At 66.6% G+C, this 26378-nt stretch carries 25 protein-coding genes; 14 read left to right on the forward strand and 11 right to left on the reverse strand.

Annotation, left to right across the window (positions count from 1 at the left end; genetic code table 11):
- Nucleotides 1–101: 101 nt before the first annotated feature.
- The 6 genes from ACWDUD_RS22990 to ACWDUD_RS23015 form a co-directional block, all read right to left on the reverse strand.
- Entirely contained in the window at nucleotides 102–1001 is a 900-nt protein-coding gene (locus ACWDUD_RS22990) for an alpha/beta hydrolase (RefSeq protein WP_248673010.1), read from the reverse strand.
- 132 nt (nucleotides 1002–1133) lie between these two features.
- Nucleotides 1134–1841: a GntR family transcriptional regulator gene (locus ACWDUD_RS22995; protein ID WP_450110789.1), complete on the reverse strand. Its 708-nt coding sequence runs from the start codon at nucleotides 1839–1841 to the stop codon at nucleotides 1134–1136.
- A gap of 42 nt (nucleotides 1842–1883) precedes the next feature.
- On the reverse strand, nucleotides 1884–3113 hold the full coding sequence (locus tag ACWDUD_RS23000; protein ID WP_450110820.1) for a CaiB/BaiF CoA transferase family protein: 1230 nt from the start codon (nucleotides 3111–3113) through the stop codon (nucleotides 1884–1886).
- Nucleotides 3114–3169: 56 nt separating this feature from the next.
- The gene (locus ACWDUD_RS23005) at nucleotides 3170–4270 is read right to left on the reverse strand and encodes an acyl-CoA dehydrogenase family protein (RefSeq protein WP_248672914.1); all 1101 of its coding nucleotides are present in this window, start codon (nucleotides 4268–4270) and stop codon (nucleotides 3170–3172) included.
- Nucleotides 4267–5424: an acyl-CoA dehydrogenase family protein gene (locus ACWDUD_RS23010; protein ID WP_248672915.1), complete on the reverse strand. Its 1158-nt coding sequence runs from the start codon at nucleotides 5422–5424 to the stop codon at nucleotides 4267–4269. Before ACWDUD_RS23010 ends, ACWDUD_RS23005 begins: the two co-directional genes overlap by 4 nt.
- A complete protein-coding gene (locus ACWDUD_RS23015) occupies nucleotides 5421–6236 on the reverse strand; it encodes an enoyl-CoA hydratase-related protein (protein WP_248672916.1) in 816 nt (271 codons plus the stop codon). The genes ACWDUD_RS23010 and ACWDUD_RS23015 overlap by 4 nt, the downstream gene beginning before the upstream one ends.
- Nucleotides 6237–6359: 123 nt before the next feature.
- On the opposite strand from ACWDUD_RS23015, the gene ACWDUD_RS23020 reads away from it, so the two are divergent.
- Both ACWDUD_RS23020 and ACWDUD_RS23025 read left to right on the forward strand, forming a co-directional pair.
- Nucleotides 6360–7118: an SDR family NAD(P)-dependent oxidoreductase gene (locus tag ACWDUD_RS23020; protein ID WP_248672917.1), complete on the forward strand. Its 759-nt coding sequence runs from the start codon at nucleotides 6360–6362 to the stop codon at nucleotides 7116–7118.
- Nucleotides 7115–7534 (forward strand): VOC family protein, encoded by a 420-nt coding sequence (locus ACWDUD_RS23025; RefSeq protein WP_248672918.1) that lies wholly within the window; start codon nucleotides 7115–7117, stop codon nucleotides 7532–7534. Before ACWDUD_RS23020 ends, ACWDUD_RS23025 begins: the two co-directional genes overlap by 4 nt.
- Nucleotides 7535–7829: 295 nt before the next feature.
- Here ACWDUD_RS23025 and ACWDUD_RS23030 read toward each other — a convergent pair whose 3' ends face one another.
- Complete coding sequence (locus tag ACWDUD_RS23030) at nucleotides 7830–8609, reverse strand: IclR family transcriptional regulator (protein WP_231611213.1); 780 nt, start codon at nucleotides 8607–8609, stop codon at nucleotides 7830–7832.
- Nucleotides 8610–8928: 319 nt separating this feature from the next.
- Here ACWDUD_RS23030 and ACWDUD_RS23035 point away from each other — a divergent pair, with 319 nt between their 5' ends.
- The 8 genes from ACWDUD_RS23035 (at nucleotide 8929) to ACWDUD_RS23070 (ending at nucleotide 19182) form a co-directional block, all read left to right on the forward strand.
- Nucleotides 8929–10077, forward strand: coding sequence for a Rieske 2Fe-2S domain-containing protein (locus tag ACWDUD_RS23035; RefSeq protein WP_248673012.1), 1149 nt, complete (start codon nucleotides 8929–8931; stop codon nucleotides 10075–10077).
- A 51-nt stretch (nucleotides 10078–10128) separates the two neighbouring features.
- Nucleotides 10129–11313, forward strand: coding sequence for an acyl-CoA dehydrogenase family protein (locus ACWDUD_RS23040; RefSeq protein WP_197254770.1), 1185 nt, complete (start codon nucleotides 10129–10131; stop codon nucleotides 11311–11313).
- 31 nt (nucleotides 11314–11344) lie between these two features.
- Complete coding sequence (locus ACWDUD_RS23045) at nucleotides 11345–12256, forward strand: VOC family protein (RefSeq protein ID WP_248672919.1); 912 nt, start codon at nucleotides 11345–11347, stop codon at nucleotides 12254–12256.
- 67 nt (nucleotides 12257–12323) lie between these two features.
- Nucleotides 12324–13940 (forward strand): flavin-containing monooxygenase, encoded by a 1617-nt coding sequence (locus ACWDUD_RS23050; RefSeq protein WP_197254773.1) that lies wholly within the window; start codon nucleotides 12324–12326, stop codon nucleotides 13938–13940.
- Nucleotides 13941–13976: 36 nt separating this feature from the next.
- Nucleotides 13977–15956: a flavin-containing monooxygenase gene (locus tag ACWDUD_RS23055; protein ID WP_450110790.1), complete on the forward strand. Its 1980-nt coding sequence runs from the start codon at nucleotides 13977–13979 to the stop codon at nucleotides 15954–15956.
- Nucleotides 15953–16213, forward strand: coding sequence for a hypothetical protein (locus tag ACWDUD_RS23060; protein WP_450110791.1), 261 nt, complete (start codon nucleotides 15953–15955; stop codon nucleotides 16211–16213). The genes ACWDUD_RS23055 and ACWDUD_RS23060 overlap by 4 nt, the downstream gene beginning before the upstream one ends.
- A 126-nt stretch (nucleotides 16214–16339) precedes the next feature.
- A complete protein-coding gene (locus ACWDUD_RS23065; protein ID WP_197254777.1) occupies nucleotides 16340–17188 on the forward strand; it encodes an SDR family oxidoreductase in 849 nt (282 codons plus the stop codon).
- 71 nt (nucleotides 17189–17259) lie between these two features.
- Nucleotides 17260–19182 (forward strand): HAMP domain-containing sensor histidine kinase, encoded by a 1923-nt coding sequence (locus ACWDUD_RS23070; protein ID WP_307846419.1) that lies wholly within the window; start codon nucleotides 17260–17262, stop codon nucleotides 19180–19182.
- A gap of 82 nt (nucleotides 19183–19264) precedes the next feature.
- Here ACWDUD_RS23070 and ACWDUD_RS23075 read toward each other — a convergent pair whose 3' ends face one another.
- Nucleotides 19265–19750: a nuclear transport factor 2 family protein gene (locus ACWDUD_RS23075; protein ID WP_197254781.1), complete on the reverse strand. Its 486-nt coding sequence runs from the start codon at nucleotides 19748–19750 to the stop codon at nucleotides 19265–19267.
- 190 nt (nucleotides 19751–19940) lie between these two features.
- On the opposite strand from ACWDUD_RS23075, the gene ACWDUD_RS23080 reads away from it, so the two are divergent.
- The 3 genes from ACWDUD_RS23080 (at nucleotide 19941) to ACWDUD_RS23090 (ending at nucleotide 22803) form a co-directional block, all read left to right on the forward strand.
- On the forward strand, nucleotides 19941–20960 hold the full coding sequence (locus tag ACWDUD_RS23080; RefSeq protein ID WP_450110792.1) for an alpha/beta hydrolase: 1020 nt from the start codon (nucleotides 19941–19943) through the stop codon (nucleotides 20958–20960).
- 62 nt (nucleotides 20961–21022) lie between these two features.
- Complete coding sequence (locus tag ACWDUD_RS23085; protein ID WP_197254784.1) at nucleotides 21023–21916, forward strand: SDR family NAD(P)-dependent oxidoreductase; 894 nt, start codon at nucleotides 21023–21025, stop codon at nucleotides 21914–21916.
- 2 nt (nucleotides 21917–21918) lie between these two features.
- Nucleotides 21919–22803 carry an SDR family NAD(P)-dependent oxidoreductase gene (locus tag ACWDUD_RS23090; protein WP_450110821.1) on the forward strand — a complete coding sequence of 295 codons (885 nt, stop codon included), beginning with the start codon at nucleotides 21919–21921 and terminating at the stop codon, nucleotides 22801–22803.
- 125 nt (nucleotides 22804–22928) lie between these two features.
- On the opposite strand, the gene ACWDUD_RS23095 is transcribed toward ACWDUD_RS23090, so the two are convergent.
- Nucleotides 22929–23801 (reverse strand): alpha/beta fold hydrolase, encoded by an 873-nt coding sequence (locus tag ACWDUD_RS23095; RefSeq protein ID WP_450110793.1) that lies wholly within the window; start codon nucleotides 23799–23801, stop codon nucleotides 22929–22931.
- 147 nt (nucleotides 23802–23948) lie between these two features.
- Here ACWDUD_RS23095 and ACWDUD_RS23100 point away from each other — a divergent pair, with 147 nt between their 5' ends.
- Complete coding sequence (locus ACWDUD_RS23100) at nucleotides 23949–24479, forward strand: nuclear transport factor 2 family protein (RefSeq protein ID WP_450110794.1); 531 nt, start codon at nucleotides 23949–23951, stop codon at nucleotides 24477–24479.
- A gap of 67 nt (nucleotides 24480–24546) precedes the next feature.
- Here the strand turns inward: ACWDUD_RS23100 and ACWDUD_RS23105 are convergent, their stop codons facing one another.
- Both ACWDUD_RS23105 and ACWDUD_RS23110 read right to left on the reverse strand, forming a co-directional pair.
- Complete coding sequence (locus tag ACWDUD_RS23105) at nucleotides 24547–25200, reverse strand: response regulator (RefSeq protein WP_248672928.1); 654 nt, start codon at nucleotides 25198–25200, stop codon at nucleotides 24547–24549.
- Nucleotides 25197–26339, reverse strand: coding sequence for a sensor histidine kinase (locus tag ACWDUD_RS23110; protein WP_450110795.1), 1143 nt, complete (start codon nucleotides 26337–26339; stop codon nucleotides 25197–25199). The genes ACWDUD_RS23105 and ACWDUD_RS23110 overlap by 4 nt, the downstream gene beginning before the upstream one ends.
- Nucleotides 26340–26378: the final 39 nt, after the last annotated feature.

Below are 26378 nucleotides of genomic sequence, written 5' to 3' on the forward strand. Positions count from 1 at the left end.
GGTCGGTCTTGGACAGCCGCGCACGGGGGTGGGGGTGACTTAACGGCGCGGGGGCCCCCCCCCTCCGGGGCCCCCCCCGCCTCATCCGTTTGCGTCGACCCTCAGCGGTGGACCGCGAATCGTGCAGCCACCAGGGCGCCCACCTCGGCCATGGCCGCCCGCGCCCGCGCGACCGTCGCGGTCTGCATCGCGAAACCGTGCCCCACGCCGGGATACCGCAGCTGCGCCGTCGGCACACCGGCGTCGCGGAGGCGGTTTCCGTAGTCTTCGACGCCGTCGCGCAGTGGGTCGGCGTGTCCGACCGCGATGATCGCCGGCGGTAGCCCGGCCAGCGACGAAGCGAGTGCGGGTGTCCCGTACTCGTCGTCGGTGGCCGGATCGTCGCCGAGATAGAGGTCCTTCATCCAATCGATGTCCGCCGCAGTCAGGAACGGGCTGTCTCCGAATTCCCGCATGGACGGCCGGTCGCAGCGGCGCTCCAGACCCGGGTAGAACATGACCTGCTGGGCGATCGCCGGCCCGTCTTCGTTGCGCGCGCGCAGTGCTGTCGCCGCGGCCAGGCCACCTCCGGCGCTGTCCCCGCCGACGCCGATGCGGCCGGCGTCGACCCCGAGGACGGACGCCTGTTCATGGAACCAACACAGCGCCGCGTACGCCTCGTCGTGGGCGACGGGGTACGTGTATTCGGGGGCAAGCCTGTAGTCGACGTTGGCGATCACCGCGCCGGTGGCTTCCGCGACGTCCCGGGCCAGGCGGTCGAAGGAATCCAGCGAGCCCATGATCATGCCACCGCCGTGGAACCACAGCAGCGCGGGTGCGTCGGCTGCGGGCGCGACCACGGGACGGTAGACGCGGACCGCCACCGTCCCGTGGGGGCCTTCGAATCCCGTGTCGGCGATCGAGCGCATTTCCGGACCTGCGGGACGGACGATCGACTCGAGGTTGCGTCTCGCACCCTCGACTCCGATCTCTCGCATGGGCCGTGCGCCGGAGGCGGCCATGCGCTGCACGATCACCTCCACATCGTCGTCCCAGACGGATTCGTGCCGGACGTCGGGTTCGGTGGCAGGCAAGTCGGGTTCTCCTCGGTCGGCCGGACCTCGGCCCGGGTGGGGGAACGTGACGGGGTCGTATCAGGACTCGGTGCGGGTCGTGTTGCGCAACAACATCCCGGTGCCGGCCTCTCCGCCACGTCGGTGCTCGTTCATCAGTGCGATCAGGCGCTCGTTGTCGTGGTCGGCGAGCGCGTCGATCATGGCTTCGTGTTCGGTCACGACCCGTCGGCGCACTTCGGCGTCGAAGAGGTAGGCCGCGTGATACGGCATGGCCAGGCGCCACAGTCTGCGGATCTCGGTCACCACCAGACCCAACGGTGATCGGTCGAACATTGCGAAGTGGAAATCCTGGTTCGCCAGTCGCATTTCCAGGAGGTCGTTGCGGTCCGCCGCGGCGGCGACGCGGTCGCCGAGGCCACGGACCTCGGCGAGTGCCGAGTCGTCGAAGGCGGGGAGGGAAGCCAGCACCTCGCGCTCCAGGGCGTGCCGCATCAGGTAGATCTGGTCGAACTCCGACTGCTCGAGTCTCACGACGGCATAGCCGACGTTCCTGCGGTGCTCGACGAGGCCCTGCGAGGCGAGTTCGCGCAGTCCCTCCCGGATCGGGAGGCGACTGACACCGAGCCGTTCGGCCATCATTTCCTGCCGGATGGGCTGACCGGGGAGCAGGTCGCCGGTGATGATCATGCGTTCGATCTCGGTGGCCACCCAGTCGGCGCCGCGAACGGACGCGCCTCCGCGCGAGCCGGTGGCATCCCCATCGGCCGCTGTAGCGTGTCGGCTCACCTCGGTCCCTCCTCGCGCCACTGTCGGACCGGTGGCTGTCGGTCATGCCCTGTCGAGCGCACCGTCGCTTCTCAGGGCGTCGACGTCGTCCACGCCGTACCCCATCGCACCGAGGATCGCCTCGGTGTCGGCTCCGCGCGGTACGGCTCGACGCGGGGTTCGCGTCGAGCTGCGGCCGAGTTTGATCGGTACGCCCAGGCCACGATAGTCGACCGTGTCGAGGAACAATCCGCGGTGAACGGTTTGCGGGGCGGTGAGCGCCTGGTCCACCGTGTTGACCGGGCTGGCGGCGACACCGGCACGTTCGAGTTCGGCAGCGAGGTCGTCGCGGTTCCACCGGACGATCCGTTCGGCGAGCAGGGCGGAGAGTTCGTCGCGATGCCGGGAACGTGCGCCGTTGGAGAGGAAGCGCGGGTCGTCGGCGAGTTCCGGGACGCCGAGCACCGCGACCAACGAGCGGAACTGCCGGTCGTTGGCGGCGCTGACGAAGAAGTCGCCGTCGCGGGCCGCGAACACCTGGTACGGCACGACCGTGGGGTGATAGTCGCCCGTGCGCTGCGGCACCTTCCCGCTGGAGACCCAGTTGGAGGCGTGCGGGTGCAGGAGAGAGATCACCGAGTCGAGAAGCGTGATGTCGACGAGTTGTCCGCGGCCGCTGCGTTCGCGTTCGGTCAGGGCGAGCAGGATGCCGCTGACGGCCATGTGCGAGGCGACGATGTCGACGACGGGGACGCCGACACGCAGCGGGTTACCGTCCGGGTAGCCGTTGACGCTCATCAACCCGCCGAAGGACTGCAGCACCGCGTCGTATCCGGGCAGACCTGCCATCGGCCCGTCGACGCCGAACCCGGTGATCCGGCAGTACACCAGTCGCGGGTTGGTCTCGGTCAGCACGGTCTCGTAGTCGAAGCCCCACCGGGCCATGGTGCCGGCCTTGAAGTTCTCGATCACCACGTCGGCACCGTCCAGCAGGTGGCGCAGCACGTCGCGACCGGCGGTGGTGCGCAGGTCGAGGCAGATGTTCTCCTTGCTGTGGTTGAGCCCGGCGTAGTACGCGCTGCTCTGTCCGCCCTCGTCGAAAGGTGGTCCCCAGCCCCGTGTTTCGTCGCCGGTGGGTGCTTCCACCTTGATGACTTCCGCGCCGTGGTCGGCCAGTGTCTGGGCTGTGTACGGGCCGGCCAGGACCCGGCTGAGGTCGAGAACCCGCAGACCGGCCAGGACGCCGATCCCCGTGTTCTGCTCCGCTGCACGCCATGCAGCGCGGCCGTCGATGACGGGGCTGTCAGCAGCGGTCGGTTGTGCGGTTCCGCCCGCCGGTGGGGAAATGCTCACTGCCGGCTCCTGTTCGTGGTCGTCGGTGACTCGTCGTGCGCCGATCGGGTTCCGACGACGACATCCCAGACGTCCGCGCCGTCGTCGAGGATGCGGCGCGCCAGGGCATCGGCCCAGAACCCTTCCGAGCCGTGGCGGTCGCGCCAGCTCCACAGAGACGTGGTGAACCGGCCGAGCGGGTGTTCGGACGTGGTTCCGATGGCGCCGTGGATCTGGTGGCCCGCGGAAGCGACAGGCTGGGCGGACATCGCCGTCACCACCTTCGCGGCGGCCGTCGCCACGTACGGGTCCTCGGGGGTGTCGTCGGCCGCGGTCGCCGTGTCCACCGCGATCTCCATCATGGTGGTCAGAGCAGCGAGCTGTGCCAGTCGTTGCTGAACCGCCTGGAACTTTGCGAGGGGCCTCCCGAACTGGATGCGTTCGGAGGCATAGCGCAGCGTGTGGTCGTGTACGGCGGCGGCCGCCGCGGCCGTGGCGGCCGCATAGGCGAGCGCGCCCCGCCGGACGAACTCGTCGAGCGAGACCGGGGCAGCACCGTGGAACAGGACGGGCGTGTCCTCGAAGGTGACGTCCCCGATCGAGACGCCGATCGGATCCACTTCGGCTGTGACGGTGACGCCGGGTCCGGACATCGCCACTATCGCGACGGCCGATCCTTCGGCGCCGGGTTCGGGCGGGAGCAGCACGACGAGCGTGTCCGCGTCCCCGGCGTAGGCGACGTCGGTGACCGTGCCGTTCAGAACGGTGGCGCCGTCGAGGGAACGGACCGAGCACGAATGTCCCACTGCGGCAGACGCGGTTGCCGCGGTCGGTGTGTGACCCGCCGATGCGGCGAGCCAGTGGGCCAGGACCGTGTGTTCGATCAACGGGGTCAGCGCGCCGCGTCGCGCTGCGACCGCCACGATCGCGAGCACGTCGGCGAGTGTCGCCCCGTCGCCGCCCGCGGTTTCGGGGATACCGACGGTGGTGAAGCCGGCGGCACCGAGCTGTGCCCAGATCGCGCTGTCCATGCCCCGAGCGGGGGTCTGCAGATCGACGCCGATGCGATCGATCATCGACGTGGTGGCCGAGATCAGCTCGGCGGTGAACTCGCTCATCGAACCCCCAGACCGCGGGCGACGATCCCGCGCAGGATCTCGTTGGTGCCACCTCGAAGGGTGAACACCGGTGTGTGCAGGACACTTTGGGCCAGCATGCGGGCGAGTGGATCTGCACTGCCGCGGCGTGCTCCGACACGGCCGGACGATCGCACGGCCTCGACGAGGTCGCCTTCGAACGTCGAGCCGAGGTCCTTGACCATCGCTGCGAGTACGTCGGGCTTGCGTCCCGCGGTGAGTTCGGCGGCGACTCGCAGCGACATTCGCCGCAGGGCCCAAGCACGCGCCGTCAGTATGCCCAGGGTCTCCCTCTGGCCGGGCGTCGCGCCGGCCTCGGCGAGGTGCGCGGACCATGCGCGTAGGAGCGGCATCGTGCTGAGGTAGCGCTCGGGTCCCGAGCGTTCGAACGCGAGCTCGCTCATCACCTGGGTCCAGCCGCTGCCACGGACCCCGAGCAGTGCGGACGCGGGCACGCGCGCGTCGTGGAAGACGACCTCGTTGAAATGCTGCTGCCCGTCGATGCTACGCAGCGGACGGATCTCGATGTCGGGATGGGGGAGATCGACGATGAACTGGGACAAGCCGTTCTGCCGGTCGGCGGGTTGTCCGTCGGTGCGGGCGAGCACCACCATCGCGTGCGCGAGATGCGCGCCGGTGGTCCACACCTTGGTTCCGCTGATCGTCCACGAATCACCGTTGTCGACAGCGCGCGTGCGGACCGCTGCCAGGTCCGAGCCCGCGTCCGGTTCGCTCATCCCGATCGCGAAGAAGGTCGTGCCGGCGGAGATTCCGGGAAGATAGCGCTGCTTCTGTTCCTCGGAACCGTTCGCGAGGATGCTCGGGGCCATCTGCCGGTCGGCGATCCAGTGCGCCGCGACCGGGGCACCGTGAGCGAGCATCTCCTCGTTGACGACGAAGCGTTCGAGGGGGCTGCGTCCGCGTCCACCGTATCGGGTGGGCACCGTCAGGCCGAGCCAGCCTCGCTCGGCCACGCGGCCGCTGAAACCGGGGTCGAACCCGGTCATCCAGCTGTCGACGTCCGGAACGTAACTGCCGCGGTCGAGTTCGTCGGCGAGGAAGCCGCGCACGTCGGCGCGCAGGTCCTCGAGTCGGGTATCCGTGGGAGCGGGATGTTCGGTACGCACAGCGGTCATGAGCGATTCGGTCCTCGGGACGACCACGCGGCGTTGCCTTTCCGCGACATCGACCACATCTGCACGCCGCGCTCGATTTCGAGTGCAGACGCCCAGCCGACGGCCGGGGGACCGAGTTCCAGACGTGCGCTGGTCATGATGCGGCGGGTCAATTCGGGATCGGCAGCGGCTGTTCTCACCAGCTCGTCGACCGTTCGGGGAATGTCCTCGACCGCGACCGCGGTGTAGGCCAGACCCCGGGCGACGGCTTCGGTCCCCGTCAACGTTCGGCCGCAGGCGGCAAGAGCGATGGCTCCCGACCAGCCGAGGGCCCGCCCGAGCAGGGAGATGTGCCCGCCACCGGGGTGGATCCCGCGGGCGGAGAAGCCGCTGTCGAGCAGGGTGTCCGGGGTGACCACCATGATGTCGGCGGCCATCGCGAGATTCAGTCCGGCACCGACTGCGCCGCCGACCACGACCGCGATGGTCGGCACAGGAAGCGAACCGACGCGCACGAATGCGCCGTAGACGGCGGAAGTGCGGCGAACCGACTCGGGGGCAGCAGGATCGGAGGACGACGACGCGAGGTCGCGGGTGTCGGCGCCGCTGCAGAAGTAGCTGCCGTTGGCCTCGATCACGGCGACGCCGATCGTCGGGTCGGATTCGACGCGGTCGCAGAAGGCGACGATCTCTGCGGCCATCTCGAGGGTGATCGCGTTCTTGCGACGTGGATTGTTGAGGGTGAGGCGGGCGACGCCGTCTGCGAAAGAAGTGAGAACGGGCGGTTCCGTCGGGCCTGCACCCAGGTCCGCATCGGGAGAGGTCTGGGTCATGCGGCGACGGTAGCAGATTGGATCCACTTTTTGGATCCAATTTTGATTGACAAAAACTGCCGGGCTGCTGTGCACTGGCTGCACCACAAGTCGCCGCGCAGGCGGCGTCGGGAAGGAGTACCTGTGTTCAGCTTGGCGGGACGCATCGCGCTGGTCAGTGGAGGCGGACAGAGCGTCGGTGAAGGAATCTCGAAAGTGCTGGCGCGACAAGGCGCCGCGGTCATCGTCAACGATCTGCATGCGGAGCGCGCCGAAAAGGTCGCGGCTGCAATCGTGGAAGAGGGCAACGTCGCCGTCGCCTCGGCGTTCGACGTCACAGACTTCGACGCCACCCTGGAGCACGTGCGCGCCGCGGAAGCGGAACTGGGTGGGCACGTCGACATCGTCGTCAACAACGCTGGTGTCGCCGAAGGTCGCGTGATCAAACCGTTCCGGGAGCTGTCGCCCGAAGAATGGCGGGCGCCGATCGACCTGAACATCTTCGGGTCCATGAACTGCATCAAGGTCGCCCTCGACGGAATGTGCGACGCCGGCTGGGGGCGGGTCGTACAGATCTCGTCGGGATCCGCGCGGACGGGCCAGGACATAAACCAGACGATGTACGCGACCGGCAAGAGCGGCATCGAAGGCTTCATCCGTCATCTCGCCGCCGAGACCGGCAAGTACGGTGTGACCGCCAATATCGTGGCGCTCGGCCACCAGAAGAACCTCGAGGACAAGATGAGCCCCGAGATGATCGAGCAGATCCTGCGGACCATCCCGATCCGCCGATTGGGCGACCCGATCGAGGTCGGGGCGTTCTGCGCCTATCTCGCATCCGACGAGGCCGGTGGTATCACCGGACAGACGTTGGACTTCAACGGAGGGTCGCAGACGCGGTGACGCCGGACGCGAGCCCACAGACGACGATGTCGCTCACCGCGCTGCGGGTGGCCGATCTCGATCGCGCCGTCGAATTCTACATTCGGGGTTGCGGATTCGTGCACGACAAGGATCTCACCACCCCGGCGTTCCGTGCCGCGATCGTCCGGGCCGGTGTCGCCGGACTCGAACTGGTGCTTCCGACGGACGGGAGCGCGGACGCCGCGCCCGACCACGGCAACATGCTCGTCAAGATCGTCGTCAACACCACCGACACCGAAGCGCAGATGGCCGACGCCTGTGCGCACGGCGGTACCGAGGTGACCCCGGCGACCGGACTCGAGGCGTACGGCATGGTGATCGGATCCGTCCGCGATCCGGACGGCTATCTCGTCGAGTTCGTACAACGCGCGGTCTCCGAGCCTTCCGACCGTTGAGCGGGCGACCCGCTCGCTCCGAGGCGTAGGCGCCGTCAGGGTCCGTGACGGAGTTCCACGGACTCCGACGGAACGCGCGGTAAATACTGCTGCGAGGCAACACGTTCGACGTGGAAGTAGCCGGTTCGGGGTGACTGCTCTCTGTGGCGCCGTCGCCGCAACAGCCCGCGGCATGTCGGTGTCCGCCTGAGATCGGAGAACGTCCATCGGCCGCGGTGCCTGCAGGGGACACCGCGGCCGACGTGTTCGGTGACAGCGAGGTTCGACGAACCGGCTCGGTGTTCGACGAAGGGGCTCAGTGGGCCGCGAGGTCCGCGGCCACGCAGCGCTGCCAGATTTCTCCCGCGACCATACGCAGGGGAGCGACCATCTTCTGATGGTCGAACGTGCCCACGGGCGCGCAGACGGACAGCGCCGCCAGGTTGCCGTACATGTGATCCGGCGGGCCGATCGACACGCCGACGCACGCGATGCCGGGGAACGCCTCACCTCGATCGAACGCGGCGCCACGGTCTCGGACCAGGGCCATTTCCTCCTCGAAGCGGCTCGAGGCGGTAGGGGTGCCGTGCTTGCTCTCGGTGGCGCCGTGGAGCCCACGGGCCGAGGATGTCCCGGAGACCGCAGAGTGGGCCATGACGACCTTGCCGAGCGCGGTGAGGTGCGCCGGCACCCGCTGTCCGACAGCAGTCGGGGTGGAACCCGATGCGCGCCCGTTGATCTTGGTCAGGTAGACGGTGTCCCCGCGGTCGACGACGCCGAGCTGAATCGTGATCCCGGTGCGCTGCGCGAATGCGTGCATGACGGGACGCGCGTGCTGGAGGAGCCGGTTCTGATTGAGCGCGGCCTGCCCCATCTCGTAGGCCTTGACACCCAATTCGTAGGTCTGCTCGGGCGAGCGGGCAAGCCATCCGGCATTGGCGAGTTGTTCGAGCAGGCGGTGCGCCGACGACCTGGGTAATCCGGTACGTGCCGTGACCTTGGCCAATGTCATCGGGCCCGCGCTGAGGGCATCGAGGACCAGTGACACCCGGTCCACCACGGAAACCGGAACTCCATCGGTGCGTGACGTACTCAACCCATCCTCCTGACACCCGAACTCGGTGTGATGCCCATCACGGTACCTGCGGTGTGCTTCGGACATCAATGCACTCGAGACCGTTCTCCCGACGCGCGCCGCGTCGGGGGGCCGGCGTGTACGAATCCACGCCGTCGTCCCGGCGGAGACGCCGCCGGAACTGCTCTCCCGTTGTACGGGAGACCCGCGTCACAGAGCAAGCCCCGCTTGCCAAGCTGACCACATACCACGGGCGAGTTGTCGCGATCAGCCGATCAGGAGGCGAGGCACAGTGAGTTCCACCGATTCCGAGGATCAGATTCGCATCATCGACACCGGCATGCCACCGGCACGGTATGCGCGCGGTTGGCACTGCCTTGGGCTGGTGCGCGACTTCGCCGACGGTGAACCGCATCAGGTGGACGCATTCGGGACCTCCCTCGTCGTGTTCGCCGGCGAGGACGGGCAGCTCAATGTCCTCGACGCGTACTGCCGGCACATGGGTGGCAACCTGGCTCAGGGCACCGTCAAGGGCAACTCGATCGCATGCCCGTTCCACGACTGGCGCTGGCGCGGTGACGGGAAATGTTCCGGAATCCCCTACGCGCGCAGGGTTCCTCCCCTCGCCCGGACGCGTGCGTGGACTACGACGGTGGTCAGCGGCCAGCTCTTCGTGTGGCACGACCCCGAAGGGGCCCGGCCGTCCGGCGAAGTGGCGATCCCCGCGATCCCCACCTACGGCGATCCCGGCTGGACGGACTGGGTGTGGAACTCGATCGAGGTCACCGGTTCGCACTGCCGCGAGATCGTGGACAACATCGTCGACATGGCGCACTTCTTCTACGTGCACTACGGGATGCCCACCTACTTCCGCAACGTGTTCGAGGGACACACGGCGACACAGGTGATGCGCTCGCGGCCGCGGGCCGATGCCGTCGGAGTGAGTCAGTCCACCAACTACAGTGTCGAGAGCCGATCGGATGCAACGTATTACGGTCCGTCCTACATGATCGACAAGCTGTGGAGCGGCGGCCGGGATCCCGAATCCGAGCCGAACATCTACTTGATCAACTGCCACTACCCGATAACGCCGACGTCGTTCCGCCTGCAATACGGGGTGATGGTGGAGAAGCCCGCCGGAGTCCCGGACGAGCAGGCCGAGCAGATCGCTCAGGCGGTCGCGAAGGGCGTCGCGATCGGTTTCGAGCAGGACGTGCACATCTGGAAGAACAAGTCCCGCATCGACAATCCGTTGCTGTGCGAGGAGGACGGTCCCGTCTACCAATTGCGCCGCTGGTACGAGCAGTTCTACGTCGATGCCGCCGATGTCCGACCGGAGATGGTCAACCGGTTCGAGTACGAGATCGACACGGAACGTGCCCTCGCGAGCTGGCAGGCCGAGGTGGACGAGAACCTCGCAGCCGGGCGCAGTGCCTTCGCGCCGAACCTGACGGCAACCCGTGCGGCATCCGGGACGACCGGATCCTAGCGCGCGTCCCCCACTCGACGATTTCATCCGATTCCTCACAGGAGTACGACCATGAGCTACGAAGTGCTCGACAACATCGTCGCGATCGCGGACGACCTGCGTGCCGCCGCAGACGAATCCGACGCACTCGGCCGGCTGACCGACGACATGGCCAAGAGCCTCAAGCGAGCCGGGATCATCCGGCTGCTGCAGCGCAAGAAGTACGACGGCTACGAGGCGCACCCGCGAGAGTTCGCCGAGACCGTCATGAAGACGGCGAGCATCTACGGTTCTGCGGGTTGGGTCGGGGGCATCGTCGGCGTCCATCCCTGGCAGCTGGCGTTCGCCGACCCCAAGGTTCAAGAGGAGGTGCTCGGCTGGAACTCGGACACCTGGCAGGCGTCGCCGTACATGCCGGGCGGTATTGCGATCCCGGTCGAGGGTGGATACCGCATGACCGGACGGTGGCAGTTCTCGTCGGGAACCGACCACTGCGACTGGATCTTCCTCGGCGCGATGGTCGGCGGGCAGGACGGAGCTCCGATCATGCCGCCCAGTGGATTGCACGTGATCCTGCCGCGATCCGACTACGAAATCGTCGACGACTCGTGGGATGTGATCGGACTGCGTGGAACGGGCAGCAAGGACATCGTCGTGAAGGATGCCTTCATCCCGGACTATCGGGTGATGAAGTCGCAGGACGTGATCGACGGAACCGCGGCCAAGGAGTACGGAGTCACCGAGACCCTGTACCGGATGCCGTGGTCGACGATGTTCCCCCTCGGCATCACCTCCGCCACGATCGGCATCTGCGAAGGTGTCCTGGCCGCCGGAATCGCGTACCAGCGTGAACGGGTCGGCGCCGCCGGAACGGCGATCAAGGACGACCCGTACGTCCTCCATGCGCTGGGAGAGGCAGCCGCGGAGCTGGACGCGGCGCGGCAGCAGTTGCTCGCGAACGTCGACCGTATCTGGGATCTGGTCGACGCGGGTAAGGAAGTCGACTTCGAGACTCGGGCCTCCTCCCGGCGCAATCAGGTGCGCTCGGCATGGCGAGCGGTCCGTGCGGCCGACGAAGTCTTCGACCGCACGGGCGGCAACGCGCTGCGCGTCGACAACCCTCTGCAGCGGTTCTGGCGGGACGCGCATGCCGGCCTGCACCACGCCATCCACGTGACCAGCACGACCTACCACGCCTCGGCCATGGCCTCGTTGGGTATCGACGTCCCGAACGGCCCTCTGCGCGTGATGATCTGACGCTGTTTCCGGTGAACAGGAAGGGAACACTGTGACCGAGATCAAGGGCCTGGGATATGTGCGCGTGCTGGCCACCGACATGGATCGCTGGCGCGAGCTGGGATTCGACGTACTCGGATTCGCACCGGGTAGCGGTGTCGAAGAGGACGCGCTGCACTTCCGGATGGACGAGCGACCGTCCCGGATCACCGTAGAACGCAGCGATGTCGATCGCGTCAGCGCAGTGGGCTGGGAGGTCCGGGACGGCGCGTCTCTGCGCCGGCTCGCTGAGCGGCTCGACAGTGCCGGCTGCGAGTACAGCGAGATGCCGTTCGAGATGTGCGAGGCACGTCGCGTCGAAGGTGGGATCCTCATGAAGGATCCGGGCGGTACTCCGTTGGAGTTCTTCTTCGGCCCGGCGCTCGATCACAGCCCGGTGATCACCCGCTACGGCCAGAAGTTCGTCACCGGAGTGCAGGGGCTGGGGCACGTGGTGATGCCCACAACGATGTTCGACGCGTCGTTCCGCTTCTATACCGAGGTACTGGAGTTCCTGCCGCGCGGCGCATTCCGCATGCCCTCCCCGCCCGGCACTCCACCTCAGCGGATCCGTTTCCTCGGCGTCAACCAGCGGCACCACAGTCTTGCCATCATGCCGAGCCTCGAGGGACGAGACCCCGGGCTGATCCACGTCATGGTGGAGGTGGATTCCCTCGACGCGGTGGGGCGTGCCCTCGATCAGGTCGAGGCGCACGAGTTCCCGGTCTCGTCGACGCTCGGCAGGCACACCAACGACAAGATGATCTCGTTCTACGTCCGGGTACCCGGCGGATGGGACATCGAGTACGGCACCGGCGGAAAACTCGTCGACGAGACCTACTACACGGCGGAAGAGATCACCGCGGACAGCTATTGGGGCCACGAGTGGATGTGGGCCCGGCAGGCGGAGGCCGCGAGCGCATGACCCCGTCGACCGATTCGCAACTGGGTGAGCCCGGACCCACGGACTCCCGGACAAGGATGTGACCAGAATGGACATGCAGAGAACAGATTTCGATGCAGTTGTCGTCGGAGCCGGCATCTCGGGACTGTACGCGGTGCACAAGCTTCGTGCACGGGGAATGACCGTGCGCGGCTTCGAATCCGCGGCAGGCGTGGGGGGTACGTGGTTCCACAATCGCTATCCCGGAGCGCGGTGCGACGTGGAGAGCGTCGACTACTCCTACTCGTTCGACGAGGAGCTCCAGCAGGAGTGGACCTGGACGGAACGGTTCGCCACCCAGGCGGAGATCCTCGCCTACCTCGAGCACGTGGCAGACCGATACGACCTCCGCTCTGCATACGAGTTCCTCACCCGGGTCACCTCCACCGTGTACGACGAGGAGACGGCGCGATGGACGGTCACCACGGACACGGGTCACTCGGTGACTGCGAGGTTCTGCGTCATGGCCACCGGTGTGCTGTCGGCGACCAACCGCCCCGACATCCCGGGCCGGGACTCGTTCACCGGTGAGTCCTACCACACCGGCGAATGGCCGCACAGCCCGGTCGATTTCGCCGGCAAGCGAGTCGGGGTGATCGGAACCGGATCGTCGGGAATGCAGTCCATCCCGCTGATCGCCCAGGAAGCGGCACACGTCTTCGTGTACCAGCGCAGCCCGAACTATTCGATTCCCGCCGGAAACCGGCCGTTGACCGCCGAGCAGATCGAGGCAGTCAAGGCCACCTACCCGGAGCGTCGCCGGCTCGCGCGTCTGAGCGGAGGCGGAACCCCCTTCACGCCGTACCCGAAGGGGGCGATGGAAGTCGACGAGGCCGAGCGCCGACGGGTGTACGACGAGTGGTGGCAGCGCGGTGGATACCTGTTCGCGAAGGCATTTCCCGATCAGACCGTGAATCCGGCTTCGAACGACACCGCACGCGAATACGTCGAGGCGAAGATTCGCGAGATGGTGAACGATCCGGAGATCGCGGACCAGCTCATTCCCACCGACCATCCCATCGGGACCAAGAGAATCGTCACGGACAGCGGGTATTTCGAGACCTACAACCGGGACAACGTGACCCTGGTCAATCTGCGACGCACTCCGATCGTCGAGGTTACCGAGACGGGCGTGCGAACGAGCGAGGAACACCACGAGCTGGACATGCTCGTGTTCGCGACCGGCTTCGATGCGATGACCGGTGCGCTGTCGCGGATCGACATTCGCGGGCGCGGCGGCCGCGCTCTGCGTGACGAGTGGGCAGCGGGGCCGCGTACCTACCTGGGACTCGCGTCCCACGGCTTCCCCAACATGTTCTTCATGGTCGGTCCGGGCAGCCCGAGCGTGCTGGCCAACATGGTGCTGATGGCGGAACAGCAGGTGGACTGGATTTCCGACTGCCTCGATCACCTCGACGAACACAATGCACGGTCGATCGAGGCCGGCGAACAGGCCGTCGACGAGTGGGTCGCCGAATGCAACGAGAAGGCCGCGGGCACTCTGTTCCCGACCGCGAACTCGTGGTACATGGGTGCCAACATTCCCGGCAAGCCGCGAGTCTTCATGCCATACATCGGCGGTTTCGCCAACTACTGCAACATCTGTGCCGAGGTCGCGGCCGCGGGCTACAAGGGATTCGACATCGTCGGATCGGAGAAAGCCTGAGATGACTACGGCACATCCATCGACGAGGGGACAATCATGACCGAGACGGTGCCCGTCGACTCCGGTGCGGACGTCGACGCCCAGAGCCGCGAATCACAGTTGCGCGCAGCGATCGACGTATGTGATCCGGCGCCGCTGCTCATGTCGCTCGTACACGTAACCGGTGATACCGGCCTCCTCGACGAATTCGGGTCCCGGCTGACGATCGGCGAACCCGGCAATCACTACCGCACCGGCACTCGCCCGACCGCTCCACCCGGGCAGTACCCGGCCGAGGTCGTCGCCGACATCCGGACCCGTGCGCACGAACTGCTCACCGTCGAAATGATCGATCGCCTCGGTGTTCCCGATCGCGAGACATTTCTCCGCATGGCGACGATCGCGACGTCGGAGCGCGTCGACGACGAATTCGTCCCGATCCTGCTCGAGCAGGCCGGCTTCGTCCTGGGGGAGCGCCGCGTGCCGGTGACGGTCACGCCGCCCTCCGACTTCTCCGTCATCGTCATCGGTGCCGGGATCGTCGGAATCAACGCCGCGATCAAACTGCAGGACGCCGGCTTCACGTACCGCGTCTTCGAGGCACGGCACGAGATCGGCGGAACCTGGTCGCGCAACACGTATCCGGGCGCTGCCGTCGACACGCCCAGCCACTACTACTCGTACTCCTTCGAGCTGAACCCCGGCTGGTCGAAGTACTACCCCTCGGGCACCGAGTACCAGCAGTATCTGAAGGGTGTCGTCGACACCTACGGGATCGCCGAGAATATCTCGTTCCGGACCCGGGTGCTGTCCGCACGTTGGCTCGACGACCGGCACGTGTGGGAGGTGACCACCGAGTCCCCCGACGGATCCCGTGAGGTGCACCGCGCGAACGCGGTCGTGACCGCGCTGGGCATGCTCAATTCACCGAACATCCCCGATGTCGAGGGCCTGGATTCGTTCGGCGGCACGGTCGTCCACACCGCCGACTGGGACGAGGGTCTCGACCTGACCGGCAAGCGGGTCGTGGTCCTGGGCACCGGATGCACTTCCGTGCAGGTGGTCGCCGACATCGTCGATCGGGTGAAGACGCTCGACGTCGTAGTCCGCTCACCGCACTGGATCGTGCCGGAGAAGGCCGTCGTGAACGACGTTCCGGAGGAGGAGAAGTGGGCCCTCGCCCACATTCCCCGTTACCACGAGTGGTTCCGGCTGCGTTCGTACTGGTTCGCGTCCGACAATCTGTACACACTGCCGCGAATCGATCCCGAATGGGCGCAGACCCATTTCTCGGCCTCGCCGGCCAACGAGATGGTGCTCAACACGGCTCGGAACTATTTGCAGGACAGCTTCCCGGACCGCCCGGACCTGATCGAGAAGCTGACCCCGGACTTCCGTCCGTACGGTAAGCGGATCGTCAAGGACCCCGGGTTCTTCAAGGCACTCACCCGGGATCATGTGACATTGCATCGAGCATCGTTCGAGCGCGTGACACCGGACGGCGTCATCACAACCGAGGGCCGGTTCGTGCCCGCCGACGTCGTCATCCTGGCGACCGGATTCGCACTGGAGTTCACCACGTCGATCGAGATCACCGGGCGCGACGGTCGCACCCTCGCCGACCGGTGGAAGGGCGGTGACGATCCGCGTGCCTACCTCGGTATCCAGGTCTCCGGATTCCCGAACCTGTTCGTCACGGCAGGGCCCAACTCTGCGCCGAATCACGGTGCGGGACACAATATCCTGAGCGAAGAACACGTCCACTACATCATCGAGTGCCTGCAGTACCTCCTCGAGAACGGGCACGACGCGATGGACGTGCGTCAGGACGCACTCGACGACTACAACCGCAAAGTGGACGAAGCGCTCGACAAGACTGTGTGGGTGCATCCCGGCGCGGAGATCAACGGCTACTACCGCAACAGCCAGGGACGGGCGGTGGTGCCGTGTCCGTGGCGCCTGGTCGACTACTGGACCATGCTGAGAGAACCGAACCCGGACGTTCTGGAATTCATCGACCCGGTGGTTCCGGGATGACGATGCAGCCGCTGAACTGCGAGACGTGCGGGCGTGGTGTGCTCGTCGAGAAGTTCAGCGCCGCGCACACCTCGATCCAGTGGACCTCAGAGGCATCGGAATGTCCGATGATCGGGGACGCAGCGCAATCGCTCGGTGACCAGCGGCGCGGCTGCAGTGCGCTGCGTCGCTCCATCGACCGTGCGGTGGAGCGTCACGAACTGAGCGAATCACGGATCGATCTGCCGGCCGGATCGGATCTGCCGCGGCTGCATTGATCAGCAGTAGCACGGCTCGCTGCGGAATCCCGCAGCGAGCCGTGCTGTCCGATCGGCGTCAGGCCGGAATGTCGAGTATCGGCCACCCTGGGACGGTGGCCCTTCGAGCGCGCAAAGGGCGGTGCTGTGGGTATCTATGCGGTGACAGGATCGGCGTCGGGAATGGGCCGTGCGGTTGCGGATCGGCTCCGGTCCGCCGGGCACACCGTCATCGGTGTCGACATCCAGGAAGCCGACGTCGTCGCCGATCTGTCGACCGTCGGCGGACGGCAGAAGGCGGTGCGGGGGGTGCTCGCGGCCGCTGGCGATCGGCTGGACGGTGCCGTGCTTGCCGCCGGTCTCGGTCCGGCGCCCGGGCCGGAGCGTCCGAGGCTGATCGCAGAGGTCAACTATTTCGGTGTCGTCGATCTCCTGGAGGGGTGGCGAGACGCGCTCGCGTCGACCGGTAACGCCAAGGTCGTCGTCTTCTCCTCCAATTCGACGACCACCACCCCGGCCGTGCCCCGCCGCACGATCAAGGCCTTCCTCGACGGCGACTCGGAGCGTGCGGTGCGTTCGGTCCGGATCTTCGGACGAGGAGCTCCGGGAATCATCTACGCAGGATCGAAGATCGCCGTCAGCCGATGGTTGCGACGCGCCGCTGTACGGCCCGAGTGGGTGGGTGCCGGAATTCGGCTCAACGCTCTCGCGCCCGGCGCGATCATGACGCCGTTGCTGGAGAAGCAGCTCGCCACACCGTCCGAGGCCAAGGTCATCCGTTCCTTCCCGGTGCCCGTCGGCCGATTCGGCGACGCCGGGCAGCTCGGCGACTGGGTGGTGTTCATGCTGTCCGAAGCTGCCGAATTCCTCTGCGGAAGTGTCGTCTTCGTAGACGGCGGCTCCGACGCGTACTTCCGGCCCGACGACTGGCCTCGGTCCGTCCCGGTCGGTCGCATCGTTTCCTACCTGCGCAGGTTCCGCGCATTCGGCCGGTAGTCACCGGCCTCTCCGGAATACACACGGGAAAGGAAGGGAACCGACCCATGGGGCGATTCGGGCGCAGATCCGTGAAGCTCGCAAACTGGCGCTTGTCGTACAAGCTGACTGCGATTCTCGTAGTTCCCCTGCTCGCGGCTGTCGCTCTCGGCGCGCTACGGATCTCCACGCAGCTGGATGAGGCCCGCCGCTTCGAATCACTCTCCGAACAGCTCGCTACTATTCCTGCGCTGTTCAACTTTTCCTATGACGTTGTCACCGTGACGACTGCGGCGAGCCTCGGCATGCCGGCCATCATTCGGCCGGAACAGTTCAGGCAATCCACCGCGGACGTCCGGGCACTCGCCACTGCCGGAATCCTGGAGCCTCGAATCGTCGAGGGCCTTGCCCGCCTGATCCAAGACGGGCAAACACTCCACGACACCACGCACACCGGGGGTACGTCGGCCGAGGAACTCGATCGGCGCACGATCGACTTTCTGATCCGCTGCGAGGCGACTTTTCGTGAGTTGCTCGATCTGGCCGAGGGCACAGAGGTGCTGACCGACGGTGCCAACATGCTCAATGCCTGGAAAGCGCAACGGACGATGCTCGACCAGGCGAACGCACTCGGCTTGTTCGCCGTCGATCCCGAGACAGCACGGCTCACTGCTCAGAACGCCATGCACATCGAGGAGGCCACTCTCGGGCTGCTGCGCGGAAGTTCGCTCGATCAAGGCCGACTCGACGGCTTGCTCGAGAATCTTGCCGTCCGCTGGGCGCTGGTTGCCGATTTCGATCCTCCACGGGATTCGGGGACGGAGTTGAGCAACGCGATGTTGGCGGCTTTCCCTCCGTACCAGGAGATGAACAGCAAGGCGCACACGCAGATCACCGAGACGCTGGACCGGCTCACCGCCGACGCGCGGACCGCCGCGACGCGCGACAGTATCCTCGTCACCGCGATCCTCGTGATCGCCCTCGGCGTTGCCCTTCTCGTGGCGCGCGCTCTGTCCGTTCCGATCCGGCGACTTCGCGAGGGCACCCTCGCCGCCGCCCACCACGAACTGCCCGCCGCAATCGCCGCAGTCAATGACGGAATCGACATCACCACCGTCGAACTCACTCCCATCGAGGTGCACACCGACGAGGAAGTCGGCGAACTCGCCCGCGCCGTCGACACCGTGAACTCCGAAGCCCTCCGTCTCGCCGGCGAACAGGCACACCTGCGCCGACAGATTTCGACGATGCTCGAGACTCTCGCTCGCCGCAACAAGACCCTCGTAGAACAGCAACTGTCGCTCATCGACTCCCTCGAATACGAAGAGAAGGACCCCACCCGACTCCGGAGCCTGTTCTCCCTCGACCACCTCGCCACGCGAATGCGCCGCACCGGCGACTCGCTCCTGGTCCTGTCCGGCACCCGGCCCCGTACCCGCACCGCGGCCACCCCGCTGGGCGACGTTCTCCGGGCCTCCGTGTCCCAGGTCGAGAACTACGACCGTGTGCGGATCGGAAGAACACCTCACGGTTACCTCGTCGGCACCGCCGTCACGGACGTCGTGCACCTGCTCGCCGAACTCGTCGACAATGCGCTGCGGGCCTCGCCGCCGAACAGCACCGTCACGTTCGAATTCTCACCGGCCTTCGGTGGAGGACTGCTACTCGAAATTGCAGACTGTGGCATCGGTGCACCAGCCGAAATCCTCGGCGAGATCAACACACGTCTCGCTGCCGGCGACAGCGCCGAAATTCATGCACCCCGGCAGATGGGCTTGTTCGTGGTCGGCCGTCTCGCCGCCCGAAACGGCATCAGCGTCCGGCTGCGGCCCACGTTCGAGTCGGAGACCAATGCCGGCATCACTGCGGCCGTCTACTTCCCGGCCACGCTCCTCGCCGAGGTCCATCACGCGGAGCCCGAGCAGATGAAGGAGCGTCCCCGTCGCCTGTGCCGGTTCGACGATTCCGCCCGGCGCGATGACGACCCCATCGCGTGGGCTCCCTTCCAAGGGTGAGTTCTCCCGGCACGGACGAGCGGTCGGGGGCCGCGCGGCCGCTCGTCCGTGAACTGCTCGATTTCGTGGTCGGAACGGAAGATCAGCCCTGTGATGTTGGCTCCCTGCACTCGTAGAATCGTGGAGTCGTGTCCACGCGGAGTCGGGTCAGTGCGCGCCGGCTGATCAGCCACCTGCCGTTCTCCAGGCGGTATTCCTCATGATAGTGACCGTATCCGTGGAGGTGCTCCTCCTGATCCCCGTTCGTCCACCACAGTTTGTCCTCCATCGCCCAGATGCCCCGGGCTGTCGTGTCGGAGGTCAGCTCGATTTCGGGTGTGTGGCCGTGATGCACGGACGTGATCGGGACGCGGCCGTCCAGGACGCGCTTGATGGATGCGGTCACGGCGTCGGCGCCTACGACATCGTGGTCGCCGAACGTCGAACTCACGACGTCGTCCGTGTGGAGAGTCGGATAGACGTGCCATTCCTTGTTGTCCATGCACCGTAGCCGCGCCGCGAAGGTGCGCTTGATCTGCTCGATGGCCAGACACTGCTCGGCTGCGCTGAGAGTCGGTTCGATTGTCATGGTGGCACTGTCGGTCGTGGACTCCGGAGAATGCAACGGCTGATTCCGCTGAGCGGGTGAGTAGATCCACCACCGTCGGCACCGCGCCGATCGGTCTCCGGTACGACTGCCACGCTTCGTATTTCGGCGGATCTCCCGTAGAACGGGAGACGGTGGTGTGCGAGTGTGTCCGGCCTCATAGCGTGAGCGGATGACGACTGGGGGATTCACTTCCGATCAGAAGGAGAAAGGCGTGCGCCGATCCGATCTGCACCCCGATGTCGAGGCGATGCTCTCCACCTTGGAGGCAGGATTCCCCGACGTAACGCAGTATTCCGCTGCCGAGCTGCGGCAGATCATCGTTTCGCGGCGAGCGCCGCTGACGCGGACCCCGGATATGCGGATGGCGCGGGACGTGGTGATCGACGGGCCGGGCGGTGATCTGTCTCTGCGCGTGTACGTCCCGCACAGCGACGGGACGGTGCCGCGCCCCGTGATCGTCTTCGCGCACGGCGGCGGATTCGTCTTCTGTGACCTCGACAGCCACGACGAGTTCTGCCGATCGATGGCGGCGGCAGTAGATGCAGTCGTGGTTTCGGTGGATTACCGGTTGGCCCCGGAGAATCCGGCACCTGCGGCGATGGAAGACGTGTACGCGGCGGTGTGCTGGACGGTGGAGAACGCTGACTCCTACGGGGGTGATCCGGCACGGGTCGCGGTTGCCGGAGACAGCGCCGGTGGAAATCTCTCGGCAGCCGTCTCGGTGGCGGCACGGGAGCGTGGCGGCCCGTCGATCGCGGCGCAGATCCTGCTGTATCCCGTGATCGGGGACGATTTCGAGACGGAGTCGTACCGGAAGTACGGCGTCGGCTACTACAACACAACAAAGGCGATGCGCTGGTACTGGGAGCAGTACGCGCCGAACGGCCGCGACAGCGCCCTCGTCGTCCCCTCTCGCGCCTCGACGTTGGCGGGGCTGCCCCCCGCGCTGGTGGCCACCGCGGAACTGGACCCGCCGTGCTCGGAGGGCGAAGCCTATGCGGAGAGACTCGCCGCGGACGGGGTGCCCGTCATCGCGCACCGCTTCGACGGGTTGTTCCACGGATTCCTCACGTTCCCGCAGCTGTCGCTGACCGGGCCTGCGCGGGAAGAGTTGTGGCAGTTGATCAGCCGGATTCTCGACCCTGCCGTGCGAGGAGCAGGCTCCGCGAGCCGAGCAGGCACCTCCTGACAGGACACGACCACGACAACTCGGGATGCAATGCCCGGACAACCAGGCATACGGGGATAGAAATGACACAACGACTGACAGGCCGCACCGCTCTGGTGACCGGGAGCAGCCGGGGGATCGGGCGGGCGATCGCACAGCGGCTCGCTGCAGAAGGTGCCACCGTGGTGGTCACGGCCCGCTCGAAGACGCCGTCGCGATCGATTCGGGACGGACGTGAGCACGTGCTCGAGGGCACGTTGGACGAGACGGTGCAGTTGATCGAGAGCGCAGGCGGCCGAGCCGTGCCGATTGCGGCGGATCTGGAGGATCCGGCGCAGCGATCCGGGCTCGTCGATGCCGCGGTGGAGGCCGTCGGCGGAATCGACATCCTGGTCAACAATGCGGGGTTCGCCGATTACTCCTCCATCGAGGACATGGGTGAGGACACCTTCGACCGCACTCTCGAGCACTATCTCAAGGTTCCTTTTCTGTTGTCGCAGGCGGTGATTCCCCGCATGCGCAAGGCCGGCGGCGGGTGGATCGTGAACATCGGCTCGTCCACCGGCCTTCCGCCGATTCGTCCGTTCCGTGAGTACAACAAGACCTCCGGCGATGTGATCTATGCGTCGGCGAAGGCGGCGCTGCATCGGTTCACGCAGGGCTTGGCCGCAGAGGTTCTCGACGACAACATCGCGGTCAACGCGGTCGGCCCCTCGACGGCGATCATGACTCCGGGCGCGGCGTCGTTGCTGCCGGACGGCTACGAGACCGAGCCGGTGGAGTACCTGGCGCAGACAGTGCTCGAGATGTGCACGCTGCCGGCGGCCGAGCGCACCGGACTTGTTGCGTTCAGCCTGCACTTCCCCTGGTCGCAGGGGATTCCGGTGACGAACCTGGACGGAGGAGGCGAATTGCCTCGGCGGCAGCCTCCGGAATGGGCGAATCCGAACATCGCTGCGGACGGGCTGGTGGTGTGACCATGCCGGCAGGCAAGGCGAGCGAACGGTTCTCCCACGGCGTCGCAGTGGTGACGGGCGCGGCGGCCGGGATCGGGGAGGGGCTTGCACGCCATCTCGGATCCCTCGGAATGACGGTGGTTGTCGCGGACATCGACTACGAGCGTGCGGTGAAGGTGGCCGACGACATCGTGGCGGCCGGCGGTCGGGCGGAACCGTACGCAGTCGACGTCGCCGATCCCGAGTCCGTGGAGGCGATGGCTGCCGAGGTGTTCGAGCGCCACCGCAGTGTGGAGTTGCTCGTGAACAACGCGGGGGTGGAGTCGGCGGGGCTCCTGTGGGAGATCGACAGAGACCGCTGGCGTCGGGTGATGCAGATCAACGTCGACGGCGTATTCTTCTGTCTCCGATCGTTCGTGCCGCGGATGATCGAAGTGGGAACGCCGTCGTGCATCGCGAATCTCTCCTCGGTGGGTGGACTCAATGCCGTTGCCGTCCAGTCTCCTTACATCGTCAGCAAGCATGCCGTGCTGGCGATGACCGAGTGCCTGCATCAGGATTTGTCGATTGTCGGCGCACCGATTCAGGTCAGTGCCGTCATCCCGCACTCGATTCGCAGCGAGATCTTCCTGTCGGCGCAGCGCGACGCACCAACGGAGAATGCCACCGCGAACGCGGTGTTCGAGGCGATGCAACGTGACAATGTGGAGAAGGGACTCGACCCGCTCGTCGCGGCAGAGCACATGATCGAGCAGATCGCCCGCGGCGAATTCTGGATCCATTCCGATGACGACTTGTGCGTCGCCGCTGCACATCGACGCGGAAAACAACTTCTCGACCTCGACCCGCCCGCAGATCCGCGAAACATGCTCACCCGGATGGGAATACCGATCGAACGACCGTCGTGACCCGATGGAGGCAGGAGCAGCGGAGCTTCCCACGCCGGCAGGCGTGACCGGCGAAAGAAGGTCTCTCGTGAAGCGCAATTGCTCGCGCTTCGCGAGAGACCTTCGCTGCGTTCGGTAGAACGTGGTCAGATATCGTCCTTGCGGAGCAGGAACGCAAGTACGGCAGCGGTCCATGCCTCCTTTGCTTCGATCATCGTCCAGTGACCGCAGTTCGGGAACACGTGCAGTTCCGCGTTCGGGATGTCACGCATCGGCAGCATCGCCATGTCGACCGGGCTGACCCGATCGTCACGGCCCCAGGTCAGCAGGGTGGGGGCCGTGATCTTGCTCAGTTGTGCCCAGTACGGGGTCGCGCCGGAGGCTTTTGCGGCGGCAGTGTTGGCGGCAAATGCTGCGCTGCTGTACATCCGGGAAGCGATCTCGAGTGTCGTCGGCTCGGTTGCGAGTGCCCAGCGTTCCTCGATCAGTTCCTCGGTGACAACGGACGGGTCGTACACCATCGAGTGCAACCAGCGGACCAGTCCCTCGCGGGTCGGATTGTCGGTGAACTCCATCAGCAGCCGAATTCCCTCGCCGGGGCTGGGTGCGAAAGTGTTCTTCCCGATTCCGCCGATGGTGACGAGCTTGTTCACTCGCTGTGGCGCGTTGATGGCCACGGTGGCAGCGACGATGCCACCCATCGAGTTGCCGATCATGTCGACCGGACCGTCGACACCGATCGCGTCGAGGAACACGCCCACCGACCGGCCGGCCATCGCCATCGGATGGCCGTCGCCGGGATCGCTGACACCGAAGCCCGGAAACTCCAGCACGAGGCAGCGGAAGTGCTCGGCGAAGTCCGCCAGGACACCGCGATAGTTGCGCCAGCCCGTGACTCCCGGCCCGGAACCGTGGAGCAACAACAGCGGTGGTCCGTCGCCCGCTTCGTGGTAGCGCAGTACCCCGAGGTCGGTGGCGATCTCGCGTCGTGTGGATTCGTGGGTGAGTGCTTGTGTCATGGTCCCTACGGTCTCAATTCGACGAGCGTTGCGGCAGAGTGCTTCCCGGCCAGCGAGAGGATAGTTCACGTAGGTACGGAACGCGGGTTTCCCGTTGAGCGGGAGATGGTGGAGGGTAGGTCGGTACGTCGGTGCATAGCATGCGGCATGAACGAAACCAACTGGAGCAGAGAAGAACTCGAGAATGCGTTTCAGAACTGGCATGCAACAGTGAACCGAGCCGGTTCGGGCGAGGGCAGCTGGCGGGACTTCCTCGAACTGTTCACCGACGACGTCGTGTATGTCGAGCAGATGGCGGGTGTCCTCAACGGCAAGGACGGTATCTGGGCGTGGGCCGAGCCGAGCCTCGCCCAGTTCCCCGGTTCGCACACCGTCGCCTTCCCCGAGCACTTCCACGTCATCGACGAAACGAACGGCACGATCGTGGCCAAACTGGACGACGTGATGAGCGATCCGGGCGACGGATCCGTGTGGTCGGCACCCCACGTGAGCATCCTGACGTACGCCGGGAACGGCAAGTTCTCCAGGCAGGAGGACATCTACGACGTCACCGGTTTCCTCGACCTCATCAAGGGGTGGGGCCGCCGCGCGATGGAACTGGGCACCTTCGATGAAGCTCAGCGCGGATGGTTCGAGCAGGTCTATCCGGAGACGGTCCCGCAAACCGTGTCCGACTGAGGTCGAGGAAGCGTCGAGCCTGCGACAGTCGCGGGCTCGACGCTCGAGAGACGGGGTGCCGGCGCTGTCACGGCTGCAGGCCCGAGCGGATCGCGAACACCACCAGTTGTGCTCGGTCGCGCGCGCCGAGTTTGATCATCGCGCGCGACACGTGTGTGCGGACGGTGTCGGGACTGACCACCAGCTCGTCGGCGATCTCCTTGTTCGACCGCCCTGTCGCAACCCACGCGACGACCTCGCGTTCCCGTGCCGTGAGGTCCGCCATGCGGGGGTGGGGTTGCACAGTGTCCTGCGTGTGGACGAAGTGCTCGATCACGCGTCGGGTGACCGACGGCGCGAGCAGTGATCCTCCGTCGGCGACGACCCGGACGGCATCGAGCAGGGCCGTCGGTTCGGCATCTTTGAGCAGGAACCCGCTCGCGCCGGCGTGCAAGGCCTCGAAGACGTATTCGTCGAGTTCGAACGTCGTGAGCATCACGACGCGGACGTCCCTCAACACGGGATCGGCGGTGATCCGACGCAGCACTTCGAGGCCGTCGGGGGCAGGCATGCGGATATCGCACAGGACGACGTCGGGGTGGGTGCGCGCGATGACCGCGAGTGCTTCACCACCGTCGCCGGCTTCGCCCACGACCTCGATTTCGGGTTCGGCGGCGAACAGCGTTCGTAGGCCCACCCGGACGAGCGTCTGATCGTCGACGAGCACCACCCGCACGGTCATGCCCGGTCCTCCGTGCTCTCGGCGGCACCGACCGGAAGCACGGCCCGCACGACGAAGCCGCGTTCCGGTCCCGGTGCGGCGACGAGCGTTCCACCGAGCTCGGCTGCACGATCTGCCATCGCGCGGAGGCCGAGGCCACCGGTCGGCGCGTCGGTGGTGCGGCCACGCCCGTCGTCGGCGACCCGCACTGTCACCGCCTGTCCTTCGCGCATGATCTCGACAGTCACCCTGGTGGCCTGCGCGTGCCGGAGAACGTTGGTCGTCGCCTCCGCGACGATCGAATACGCGACATGATCGACGTCGGCCGGTAGTGGGAGGGCCGGTACCCGCACGTCGACGTCGAGGCCGGCGGCCCGGACGCGGTCGACGAGAACCGGCAGGTCGGCCAGACCACGTCGCGGTCGGCGCTCGGCGGCGTCACCCGTGAGGGTCGTCAGCTCGGTCCGCAGGTCGTTGAGGGCGTCGCGGCTCGTGTCGCGGATGGCGACCAGTGCGTCCCGCACCGCCTCCGGGTTGCGCTCGAGCACGTGCAGCGCCACCCCGGCCTGCATCGCGATCACTGCGAGCCCGTGCCCGACCCCGTCGTGCAGGTCGCGGGCGATGCGTAGTTGTTCCTCGGTCGCGGCACGGCGGATCCGCTCGGCGTTCGCATCCCGCCGAGCCGACCGCCACCACCCCACGGCCGCGGCGGCGAGGGCGAGGGCGGCGGTGCCGAGTGTCTGCCAGAGTGTGACCCACGCGGGATATCCGGCGACGAGGACCCGGGCCGTCATCCCAGCGACGAGAACCAGGACGGCGAGGGCAGCGGGAACAGCGAGGTCGCGGGCGGGACGCACGCTCGCCGCCCCGAACGCTGCGAGCGCGGGCAGGAGGAAGATCGGTCCGTCGGCTCCACCGGTCGCAAAGTAGATCCCGACCAGCGCAGGCACCGCGATCAAGGCGGTTCGTGGCCATCGCGGGGCGGTCAGTGCGACCCCCGCGCAGGCCGCGGCGAGGGCACCCGCACCGACCATCGCGGCCGGCGGGCGCATGTTGTTCGCCCCGAGTGTCGCCACGGTGACCAGGGCAACGAGCGCGAGCGTGAACCCGACGCGGAGCATCACCGGGTCGGTGACGGCACGGCCCTGATCGGTACCCACATCGTCGACGCTAGCCGTGCACGCCGGTCGATGGTGTAC

It is taken from the genome of Rhodococcus sp. NPDC003382, assembly GCF_053589135.1.